Raw genomic sequence first — 10925 nt, 5'->3', positions numbered from 1 at the left:
ATTTGCCTCCGGCTTCCTTCAGATTCTGCCTCACGACAGACACCCTTGCCCTTAGCTAACGGTAGGCGCTCGCCAGCCCCCGTTCAGGACTTACACCCTAAAGATGACGCCCATGCTGGGCGTACAAAAAAACGGGCGGACGCCTGCCGGCATCCCCCGTTCGATCGTTACTTGCTTTTCTCCGCATAGCGCTCCAGCCAGGCGCCGTTTTGCGCCAAACCGTCCTCGGCCCGCTTGATCGCTTCGGACACTTGCGCCGTCGCCGTGCCGCCGTACACATTGCGGGCGTTCACGACATGCTCCGGCTGCAGCACCTCGTAAATGCGATCGTCGAACAGATCGGAGAACTGCAAAAATTCGTCCAGCGTCAAATCGAGCAAATACTTTTTGTTCTGGATGCAGTACAGCACCGTCTTGCCGATCACTTCGTGCGCCTGCCGGAACGGCATCCCTTTGCTCGCCAAATAGTCGGCGATGTCGGTCGCGTTCGAGAAGTCCTGGTTCACCGCCTGCCGCATCCGGTCGCGGTTCACCTTCATCGTGGCGATCATCGGGGCGAACAGCTGAAGCGCCCCTTGCAGCGTCCGGACCGTGTCGAACATCCCTTCCTTGTCTTCCTGCATATCTTTGTTGTAGGCGAGCGGCAGCGCCTTCAGCACGGTCAGCATGCCGACCAGGTTGCCGTAAACGCGGCCGGTTTTGCCGCGGACGAGCTCGGCCACGTCCGGATTTTTTTTCTGCGGCATAATGCTGCTGCCCGTCGTGAACGCGTCGTCAAGCTCCACAAACTGGAATTCGGTGCTGGACCAGAGCACGATCTCTTCGCACAGCCGGGACAAATGCGTCATGATGAGCGACGCGTTCGCCAAAAATTCGACGATGAAGTCGCGGTCGCTGACCGCATCGAGGCTGTTCTCGTAGACGCGCTCGAAGCCGAGCTGCTGCGCCACGAAATGCCGGTCGATCGGAAACGTCGTGCCGGCGAGCGCGCCCGCTCCGAGCGGCAGCATGTCGATCCGCTTGTAGCTGTCCTGCAGCCGTTCGATATCGCGTCCGAACATGGATACGTACGCCATCATATGATGTGCGAACAAAATCGGCTGGGCGCGCTGCAAATGCGTGTACCCCGGCAAAATCGTATCGAGGTTCGCCTTCGCCTGCCCGATCAGCGCCTCCTGCAGCTTCGCGAGCATGCCGACGAACTCGACGACCCGCTTGCGCAAATACAGGTGCATGTCGGTCGCGACCTGGTCGTTGCGGCTGCGCCCCGTATGCAGCTTGCCGCCGACCGGCCCGATCAGCTCGATGAGCGTCTTCTCGACGTTCATATGGATGTCCTCGTCGGACACCGAAAATTCGACCTCTCCGCGGCGAATTTTCTCCGCCACCCGATGCAGGCCGTCCTTGATGGTCTCCACGTCCTCGGCCGGCAAAATGCCGCATTTGCCGAGCATCGTCACGTGCGCCAGGCTGCCTTGTATGTCTTCCTCCGCCAGCTCTTTATCGAACAGGATCGAGGCCGTATACTCCTCGACGAGCTGGTCCGTTTGTTTCGTAAAGCGTCCACCCCAAAGCTTCGACACGCTGTTTGTTCCCTCCTTGGGCTTCGTTCGTCCATTCGCCCGAAAGGCAAGGAACGCCAAAGTCCGCTCGTTCGCTGCAAGCGGACGGCTCCGGCGCTTCCTTGCCCTTCGTTCGATCGTAAGCTTGCTATCCGTTATTTGCCCGCGTTTTGGGCTACGCCGGACGCCACCCGCAGACGGAGCGCGTTCAGGCGGATGAATCCGGTCGCGTCGCCCTGGTTGTACGCTTTGGACGGATCGGCCTCCATCGTGGCGATATCCGGGTTGTACAGGCTGACCGGGCTTTTGACGCCGGCGCCCATAATGTTGCCTTTGTACAGCTTCAGGCGCACCGTACCGGTTACGTTTTTCTGGCTTTCCGCCACGAGCGCCTGAATCGCGAGACGCTCCGGCGCGAACCAGAAGCCGTTATAGACAAGCGACGCATATTTCGGGATCAGCGAGTCGCGCAAATGCATCACTTCGCGGTCCATTGTGAGCGACTCCATTTTCCGGTGCGCGGTAAACAAAATCGTGCCGCCCGGCGTCTCGTATACGCCGCGGCTCTTCATGCCGACGAACCGGTTCTCGACCATGTCGACCCGGCCGATGCCGTGCTTGCCGCCGAGCTCGTTGAGCAGCTCCATTACCTCGAGCGGGCTGAGCCGCTTGCCGTTGATCGCCACACAGTCGCCTTTCTCGAACTCCAGCTCCACGTACTCGGCTTCGTCCGGCGCTTCTTCCGGCGCGCGGCTGAGCACGTACATGTCGCGATTCGAATCGGCGCTCGGATCGAACCACGGATCCTCCAGCATGCCGCTTTCGAAGCTGATGTGCAGCAGGTTGCGGTCCGTCGAATACGGCTTCGACGCCGTGGCGGTGACCGGAATGCCGTGCTTCTCGGCATAAGCGATCATCTCGGCGCGGCCCGGGAACTGCTCGCGGAATTCTTCGATGCGCCACGGCGCGATCACTTCCAGCTCCGGCGCCAGCGCCGCGGCCGTCAGCTCGAACCGCACCTGGTCGTTGCCTTTGCCGGTTGCGCCGTGCGCGATCGCCGTCGCGCCTTCGGCGCGGGCGATCTCGACCATGCGCTTCGCGATCAGCGGACGGGCGATGCTCGTGCCGAGCAAATATTGGCCTTCGTACAGTGCGCCGGCCTGGAACATCGGGTAGATGAAGTCGCGGGCGAATTCGTCGCGCAGATCGTCGATGTACGCTTTCGTGGCGCCGGTGCGCAGCGCTTTCTCCTCGAGCCCGTCCAGCTCGTCCTTTTGTCCGATATCGGCGGTGAACGTAATGATCTCCGCATCGAACGATTCTTTCAGCCAAGTCAAAATGACCGAAGTATCCAGCCCGCCGGAGTAGGCCAGTACGATTTTTTGTTTCGCCATCGCTCACAATCTCCCTTTCTCAAACAAACTGTATCGATATCGCCCCGGCGCGGGGCCCCCTCCTATCGGTGCCGATCGGCGGGCTCCGCGCCGGGCGCGGTAAACGCGGTTGACGGCGGACCGTCCGACGCCCGGGTCAGCCCATAAGCGCGGCCATGACCGCTTTTTGCGCGTGCAGACGATTTTCCGCCTGGTCGAAAATGATCGAGTTCGGGCCGTCGATGACCCCTTCGCTCACTTCTTCCCCGCGGTGCGCCGGCAGGCAGTGCATGAACAGGAAATCCGGCTTCGCGTGGCGGACGAGCTCTTCGTTCACCTGGTAGTTCGCGAACGCGATTTCCCGCTCCTTCTGTTCCTCCTCGAAGCCCATGCTCGCCCAAACGTCCGTATAGACGACGTCCGCGCCTTCGATCGCTTCTTTCGGGTCGCGGGTGAGCAGCAGCGAGCCGCCCGTTTTCGCCGCGTTTTCCCGGGAATTTTGGGCCACCTCCGGGTCCGGATCGTACCCTTCCGGGGACGCTACGGCCATGTGAAGGCCGAGCTTGGCCGCGCCCATCATTAAGGAGTGTACCATATTATTGCCGTCGCCGATATACGCGATTTTGAGGCCGGCGAGCCTGCCCTTCTTCTCCAGCACCGTCTGGTAGTCGGCTAACGCCTGGCAAGGATGGGAGCGGTCCGTCAAGCCGTTGATGACCGGCACGGTCGCGCCGCGCGCAAGGTCGATCACCGTGCGGTGGGCGTACGTGCGGATCATGATGCCGTCCAAGTAGCGGGACATCGTTTGGGCCGTATCGAGAATCGTCTCGCCGCGGCCGATCTGCAAATCGTTTTTGCTCAGAAAGAGCGCGTGACCGCCGAGCTGGTACATCCCGACCTCGAACGAAACGCGCGTGCGCGTGGACGATTTTTCGAAAATCATGCCGAGCGTCTTGCCCTTCAGCGGCTGATAACCTTCGCCCGCCTTCTGCTTTCTCTTCAATTCGATCGCCAGATCGATCAAATAGCGGATTTCTTCCGGCGAATAATCGACGAGCCCGAGAAAATCCCGGCCTTTCAGGCTTGCCGCCATATCTTGCAATGCGATTTCGGACATTTCGCGTTCCTCCTTCGATGACCTTATTGAACCGAAGCCGCCGCTTTTTGCGCCAGCACCGCCGCAATCAACCCGATGCCTTTGTCCGCTTCCTCGCGGGTTACGAGCAAGTTCGGCAGCAGCCGGATGACGTTCGGGCCGGCCGCCGTCACGAGCAGTCCCGCTTCGTGAATCGCCGGAATAAGCTCCGACGCCGGCAGCGTACATTCGATGCCGATCAACAGGCCTTTGCCGCGAATTTGCCGCACGAGCGGGTTGCCGCCAAGCTTCGCGTTCAGCCCGGCCAGGAAATAGTCGCCCATCTCCGCCGCCCGCTCCGGCAGCCGGTCGTCCACCATCGTTTCGACCGTGGCGATGCCCGCCGCCGTGACGATCGGCGTACCGCCGAACGTGGAGCCGTGGCTGCCCGCGGAGAACGCTTCGCGCAGCTTCGCTTTGCCGAGCATGGCGCCGATCGGGAAGCCGCTGGCAAGCCCTTTGGCAAGCGTGAAAATATCCGGCTCGATGCCGTAATGCTCGTAGGCGAACAGCTTGCCCGTCCGGCCCATGCCGGTTTGAATTTCATCGATAATGAGCAGCAGATCGTGCTCTTTGCACAAACGGACGACTTCCTGCACGAATTCCGCGTCCGCCGGATTGACGCCGCCTTCCCCTTGCACGAGCTCGAGCATGATCGCGCACGTTTTGTCGGTTACATAGCTTTTAAGAGCGTCCGCGTCGTTGTAGGGGGCGTACACGAATCCTTCCGGCAGCGGATGGAATCCTTCCTTCACCTTGTCTTGGCCGGTCGCGGTCAGCGTCGCCAGCGTCCGCCCGTGGAACGATGTATGAAACGTTATAATTTCGTAACGCTGGTTGCCCAGCACTTTGGCGTTGTATCGGCGCGCCAGCTTGATCGCGGCTTCGTTCGCCTCCGCGCCGCTGTTGCAGAAGAAGACGGCGTCTGCGCAGCTGTTCTGAACGAGCAGCCGGGCCAGCTTCTCCTGGTTCGGAATATGGAACAGATTGCTCACGTGCCACAGCTCGCCGAGCTGCTCGACCAGCTTGTCTTTAACCCGCTGGGGTACATGCCCCAAATTGGTGACCGCCAGCCCGCTGGCGAAATCGAGATACTCGTTCCCTTTATCGTCCCACAGACGGCTGCCTTCCCCTTTGACGAGCGTGATCGGGAATCTGGCATACGTCGGGAACAGCGCGCTTTGCTGCTCGCTCATAGGTCCTCACTCCGTTTCGATTCGTAAAATGACCGGCCCGCTGCGCCCCAGGCGAATCGCGGTTACCGCTGAATGCGCGTGCCGACGGTATCGCCCCGCAGCACCTTGCTGAGCACTTCCGGCTCGGTTCCGCTCACGATGACGACCTCGGAAACGGCGCCTTGGATACAGTCGATCGCGGCCCGCACTTTCGGGATCATGCCGCCGTATATGTCGCCGCCGGCGATCATTTGCTCGATTTCGGCGACGGTGACGATCGGAAGCACCCGCTTCTCGCCGTCCACCGTCTTCATAATGCCGGGCACGTCGGTCACGACGATCATCCGCTCCACGCCCAAATGCGAGGCGACCGCTCCCGCCGCCGTATCGGCGTTGATGTTGTAGCGCTGCGCGCCCTCGCCCAGCCCGACGGGGGCGATGACCGGCATATAGCCCATATCGACGACGCCCCGGATGATCGCCGAGTCGACATAAGTCACTTCGCCGACCAAGCCGACCTCGCTCGCGTTCGCGACCGGCTTCGCGGCGATCAGCCCGCCGTCCACGCCGGACAAGCCGAGCGCCTTCGCCCCGACCTGCGCGATTCGGCGGACGATCTGCTTGTTGATCTGGCCGGACAACACCATTTCCACGACGTCCAGCACCGCTTCGTTCGTTTTCCGCAATCCGTTCACGAATTCCGTTTCGATGCCGAGCTTCCCGAGCGTATCGGAAATCGCCGGGCCGCCGCCGTGCACGATAACCGGCACGATTCCTTCGTCCTGCAGCTTCTTCAAATCGAGAAAAAAAGCGTCGGGCAGCGCCGCCAGCGTGCTGCCTCCGCATTTCATCACAAAACAGCTTTGGCTCATAACGTAAAACGTGCTCCTTTATTCGGGAAGGGCCGCGGTCCGTACCGCCGCCCTTCTTGCTTGAATTCGTCAATGAATGGGAATCGGTGAATGAGTGCCCCTGATATCAAGTCCGGTATGCCGCGTTTATGCGCACGTAATCGTAAGTAAGGTCGCAGCCCCAGGCGGTCGCGCTGCTGTCCCCCATGTGCAGGTCGATATGGATGAGCACGAATTCGCCTTTCAAATAGTCGGCCGCCTTCTCTTCGTCGAACTTCACCGGCCGCGACTGTTCGAGCGTGACGATGTCGCCGAGACGAATGTCGACCGTTTCCGTGTTGACCGGATAGCCGGATCGACCGACCGCCGCGATGATGCGCCCCCAGTTGGCGTCCGCGCCGAAGCACGCCGATTTGACGAGGCTGGAGCCGATGACCGTCTTGGCGATCGCCCGGGCCGCTTCCTCCGATTCCGCATGGACGACGCTCACCTCGATCAGCTTCGTCGCGCCTTCGCCGTCGCGGGCGATCGCTTTCGCCAGCACTTCGCCGACGTAGCGGAATCCCGCCGCGAACGCTTCCCAGTCCGCATGCCCCTCGTCCAGCTCTTTATTGCCCGCAAGGCCGCTCGCCATGACGACGACCATGTCGTTCGTGCTCGTATCGCCGTCGACGGTAATCATGTTGAACGTCGTGTCCGTCACTTCGTTCAAGAGCCGCTGCAGCGCCGCGGACGAAACGGCCGCGTCCGTCGTCATGAAGCCGAGCATCGTCGCCATGTTCGGATGAATCATGCCCGAGCCTTTGGCCGCCCCCGCGATATGCACCGTACGGCCGTCCACGGTCAGCTTGACGCATACCGTCTTTTTGACCAGATCGGTCGTCAAAATCGCTTGGCTGAACTGCTCCCCGCCTTCGTCCGTGGCGGATACCCGCGCCGGCAGTCCGGCGATGCCCGCCGTCACCTTATCCATTTTCAGCAGCTCGCCGATGACGCCGGTCGACGTTACGCCGACGTAATGGTCGGGCACGCCGAACGCTTTCGCCGCTTCCGAACGCATCGTTCGCGCGTCGTCTTCCCCCTGCTTGCCCGTGCACGCGTTCGCGTTGCCGCTGTTGACCAGCATCACCTGCAGCTTGCCTTCCGCCGCGATGCTCTCCTTCGTCACTTTCAGCGGAGCCGCCTGAAACGCGTTGAGCGTATAAACCGCCGCCGCCGCCGCAGGCACGTCGCATACGATCGCGCCCAGATCGTTGCGTTCCGTCTTTTTCAAGCCGCAGTGCAGCCCGCCCGCCCGAAATCCTTTCGGCGTCGTGACCGAACCGTTCTCCACCACTACAAATTCGTTATGCTGCGCCATGCCGCACCGTCACCATCTTTCCTCATCATCCAAAATGCCGTAATATCAAGGGCTCCGAAAGCACCCGGATGCGGACTCGAATAGGCTCTCCGCCGATCGGGGTTCGGGATTCGGGGACCGGTTACGGGTAAACCGGCGTAAACGCGAGGCCCGTTCCTTCGTCCCAGCCCATCATCAGGTTCAAGTTTTGCACCGCTTGACCGGCCGCGCCCTTCACCAGGTTGTCGATCACCGAGATGACCGTCACCCGGTTCGTCCGCGTATCGACGGAAACGCCGATATCGCAATAGTTGGAGCCGTATACTTCCTTCGTCGCCGGCCATTTGCCCGCCGGACGGATGCGCACGAAGCGGCGGCCTTCGTAGTAGCTGCGGAACAGGTCGAGCACTTCCTCGTCCGTCCGCTCTTGCGTCAGCTTGGCGTAGCTCGTCACAAGAATGCCGCGGGTCATCGGCAGCAAATGCGTCGTAAACGTCATCGTCACGTCTTGTCCGGCCACCCGGCTAAGCGTCTGCTCGATCTCCGGCGTATGCTGATGTTTGTTCACTTTGTACGCGAGCGTGTTTTCGTTGATTTCCGAATAGTGGTACGTGAGGCCGAGGCCGCGCCCCGCCCCGGAAACGCCCGTCTTGGCGTCCGATATGATCGTCGCCGGGTCGATCCAGCCTTCCGCCACGAGCGGCACCAGACCGAGCGACGTCGCCGTCGGAAAACAGCCCGGATTGGCGACCAGGTCGGCTCCGCGCACGTCGTCCCCGAACACTTCGCACAAGCCGTATACGGCCCGCTCGAGGTAGGCCGGGTCCGCAGGCTTATGCTTATACCATTTCTCGTAAACGTCTCCCCGTTTCAAACGCAGGTCGCCGGACACGTCGATCACTTTCAGGCCGCTGTCGACCAGCTTCGGCGACAATTCCGTGCTCACGCCGTGCGGCGTCGCCAAAAAGACGACGTCCGCTTTGTTCTTCATCGCTTCGACGTCGATCGCTTCCAGCCGGTCCGTCACGATTTCCGATAAATGCGGGTAACCTTCCGCGTATAAAGCGCCCGGGTTGGACGACGAAACGACCGACGTCACCTCCACCTCCGGATGCGCAAGCAGCAGCCGGATCAGCTCCACGCCGCCGTAGCCGGTCGAGCCTACGATCGCCGCTCTTATTTTGCCGCTCATAGCTTTACCTCCCATGTCAGAAACTAGCTGTTTCCCCGCCGCACAAGATGCCGCCCTTTGAAACATATGCATCATTATACATTTGGTAGAATAATAATTCAATTGTTTTTTTCCGGTCCGTCATCGCTTCAGGGCACCTTTCCCTTTATCGATCATACGGAATATTGTCCCGGACTGCAATAGCTTTTCCCGGCTATCCGTGCAGCCGGAATCCTTCTCCGAGCACCTCGCTCGCGTCGGCCAGAATGACGAAGGCGTTCGGGTCGACCGACCGGACGATCGTCTTGAGCCGGGTTACCTCCGTCTGGCTGACGACGACCATCATCGTCGGCCGATTTTCTCCGGTATAGCCGCCTTGTCCGGCAAGCAGCGTAAGGCCCCGGTCGAGCTCGAACAGCACCGCTTGGCGAATCGCTTCCGTTTCTTTGCTCATAATAAACGCGACTTTGGAGTACCGGAACCCGGTTTGCACGATATCGATCGTTTTCGTCGTAACGAATAGACCGATAAGCGCATACAACGCCTTTTCCGGGGAAAAAACGATTCCCGCCGTCAAAATGACCGCCCCGTCCAGTATCGCGACCGCGATTCCGTATCCGACTCCGGTCCATTTATGGATCAGCTGGGCCGCGCTGTCCAATCCGCCGGTTGATCCTCTTCCGCGAAATACGATACCGAGCCCCGCCCCGATGCCGATGCCGCCGTATATGGTCGCAAGCAGCGCATTCGTCGTCAGCGGGCCGACATCGCGGGTCAAGAGCACGAACAGCGGAAGCACGACCGAAGCGATCGCCGTCTTCAGCCCGAACTGGCCGCCGAGAAACAGCATGCCGAGGATAAACAGCGGAATGTTGAACACCCACTGCATGACGGCCGGCTCGATGCCGAACAAATGCTGCACGATCGTGGATATGCCGGAAACCCCGCCGGACGCGATTTGGTTCGGGTTCAGAAATACGTTGAAGCTAAGCGCAATGATCAGGCAGCCTGTCAACAGCAGGCCGTATTCGATCGTTTGATGCAGCGGGCTTCCGATCCGGATAGCGGGTTGTTTGCGGCGCATCGGCGCACTCCTTTCCTGATGCCAACCTAGAAAAAAAATCCTACACTACGTGTAGGATAAACGTTCCCTTATATAAATATTAAGCTTCCTCCGGTTTAATTTGGTGTCTCAAGTACGCGTCGATGAACAGTTCCAAATCTCCGTCCATCACCGCCTGAACGTTTCCGGTTTCCGCTTGGGTCCGGTGGTCCTTCACCATGCTGTACGGGTGGAACACGTAGGAGCGGATTTGGCTGCCCCAGGCGATATCCGACTGTTCACCGCGGATTTCCGCCAGCTGCTTCGCCTGCTCCTCGAGCTTTTTCTCGTACAGCTTCGACCGCAGCATTTTCATCGCCCGTTCGCGGTTTTGAATTTGCGACCGCTCCAGCTGGCAGGCGACGACGATCCCGGTCGGGATATGCGTGATGCGCACCGCCGATTCGGTCCGGTTGACGTGCTGACCGCCGGCGCCGCTCGCGCGGTACGTGTCGATCCGCAAATCTTCGGTCCGGATTTCGATCTCTACGTCTTCCTCGATTTCGGGCACGACGTCGCACGAGACGAACGACGTATGCCGGCGGCCCGACGCGTCGAACGGCGAAATGCGCACGAGCCGATGCACGCCCTTCTCCGCTTTCAGGTAGCCGTAAGCGTTATGTCCTTTGATCGATAGCGTCACGCTTTTGACGCCGGCTTCGTCGCCGGGCAAGTAGTCGAGCATCTCGACCTTGAAGCCTTTCTTCTCCGCATACCGGCGATACATGCGCAGCAGCAGATCGGCCCAATCCTGGGACTCCGTACCGCCCGCGCCGGGATGGAGCTCGAGGATGCAGTCGTACTTGTCGTACGGCTGGTTGAGCAGCAGCTGCAGCTCGAAGCTTTGCAGCTTCTCGTGCAGCTCCCGGATGCTCGCGGTCAGATCGGCCGCGAGGCTGTCGTCGCCCTCTTCCTCGGCGAGCTCCAGCATCACCTCGATGTCGTCATAGGCGGAGGCCAATCCTTGAAACTCGTCGACGACCGATTTGACGGCGTTCATTTCGCCGATTACTTTTTGCGCTTTTTCGTTATCGTCCCAAAAATCGGGCGCCGCCATCTTTTCTTCGAAGTTGGCGATTTGCTCGAGCTTGAGATCTAAGTCAAAGAGACCCCCTAAGGTCTTGAATACGCTTCGCCACTTCCCGCAAATCCTGCTTTACATCCGCTTCCAACATGAACAAATCACCTCTATGGAAATATGGTTTGCCTTGCTTCAG

The 10925-nt window shown here is 60.3% G+C and carries 9 protein-coding genes; all 9 read right to left on the bottom strand.

Annotated elements, in window-relative coordinates:
* Nucleotides 1-167: 167 nt before the first annotated feature.
* Nucleotides 168-1583 (bottom strand): argininosuccinate lyase, encoded by a 1416-nt coding sequence (gene argH / locus PV407_RS18695; protein ID WP_332091474.1) that lies wholly within the window; start codon nucleotides 1581-1583, stop codon nucleotides 168-170.
* Between the two features lie 134 nt (nucleotides 1584-1717).
* Nucleotides 1718-2956, bottom strand: a complete 1239-nt coding sequence (locus PV407_RS18690; protein WP_332091472.1) for an argininosuccinate synthase — start codon at nucleotides 2954-2956, stop codon at nucleotides 1718-1720.
* 136 nt (nucleotides 2957-3092) lie between these two features.
* A complete protein-coding gene (argF, locus tag PV407_RS18685; protein ID WP_332091471.1) occupies nucleotides 3093-4052 on the bottom strand; it encodes an ornithine carbamoyltransferase in 960 nt (319 codons plus the stop codon).
* A 23-nt stretch (nucleotides 4053-4075) separates the two neighbouring features.
* Entirely contained in the window at nucleotides 4076-5266 is a 1191-nt protein-coding gene (locus PV407_RS18680) for an acetylornithine transaminase (protein ID WP_332091469.1), read from the bottom strand.
* Between the two features lie 62 nt (nucleotides 5267-5328).
* On the bottom strand, nucleotides 5329-6117 hold the full coding sequence (argB, locus tag PV407_RS18675) for an acetylglutamate kinase (protein WP_332091468.1): 789 nt from the start codon (nucleotides 6115-6117) through the stop codon (nucleotides 5329-5331).
* Between the two features lie 106 nt (nucleotides 6118-6223).
* Nucleotides 6224-7456 (bottom strand): bifunctional glutamate N-acetyltransferase/amino-acid acetyltransferase ArgJ, encoded by a 1233-nt coding sequence (argJ, locus tag PV407_RS18670; protein WP_332091466.1) that lies wholly within the window; start codon nucleotides 7454-7456, stop codon nucleotides 6224-6226.
* Between the two features lie 121 nt (nucleotides 7457-7577).
* Entirely contained in the window at nucleotides 7578-8627 is a 1050-nt protein-coding gene (gene argC / locus PV407_RS18665; protein WP_332091464.1) for an N-acetyl-gamma-glutamyl-phosphate reductase, read from the bottom strand.
* 193 nt (nucleotides 8628-8820) lie between these two features.
* On the bottom strand, nucleotides 8821-9690 hold the full coding sequence (locus PV407_RS18660) for a YitT family protein (RefSeq protein ID WP_332091463.1): 870 nt from the start codon (nucleotides 9688-9690) through the stop codon (nucleotides 8821-8823).
* Between the two features lie 79 nt (nucleotides 9691-9769).
* A protein-coding gene (gene prfB / locus PV407_RS18655; protein WP_332091462.1) for a peptide chain release factor 2 occupies nucleotides 9770-10883 on the bottom strand; the annotation gives its coding sequence in 2 pieces (ribosomal slippage) (nucleotides 9770-10810 and nucleotides 10812-10883; 1113 coding nt in all).
* Nucleotides 10884-10925 lie beyond the last annotated feature (42 nt).

Source organism: Paenibacillus sp. GYB003 (genome assembly GCF_036577625.1).
Classification (GTDB): Bacteria; Bacillota; Bacilli; order Paenibacillales; family NBRC-103111; genus Paenibacillus_AB.
The sequence above is the reverse complement of the archived record's forward strand: the minus strand, read 5'-3'. Positions and strand labels throughout refer to the sequence as shown.

Excerpts from the sequence above, each read along its gene's own strand:
- argC (WP_332091464.1), bottom strand. The coding sequence starts at position 8,627 with ATGAGCGGCAAAATAAGAGCGGCGATCGTAGGCTCGACCGGCTACGGC.
- PV407_RS18690 (WP_332091472.1), bottom strand. The coding sequence starts at position 2,956 with ATGGCGAAACAAAAAATCGTACTGGCCTACTCCGGCGGGCTGGATACT.
- argF (WP_332091471.1), bottom strand. The coding sequence starts at position 4,052 with ATGTCCGAAATCGCATTGCAAGATATGGCGGCAAGCCTGAAAGGCCGG.
- argJ (WP_332091466.1), bottom strand. The coding sequence starts at position 7,456 with ATGGCGCAGCATAACGAATTTGTAGTGGTGGAGAACGGTTCGGTCACG.
- PV407_RS18680 (WP_332091469.1), bottom strand. The coding sequence starts at position 5,266 with ATGAGCGAGCAGCAAAGCGCGCTGTTCCCGACGTATGCCAGATTCCCG.
- PV407_RS18660 (WP_332091463.1), bottom strand. The coding sequence starts at position 9,690 with ATGCGCCGCAAACAACCCGCTATCCGGATCGGAAGCCCGCTGCATCAA.
- argB (WP_332091468.1), bottom strand. The coding sequence starts at position 6,117 with ATGAGCCAAAGCTGTTTTGTGATGAAATGCGGAGGCAGCACGCTGGCG.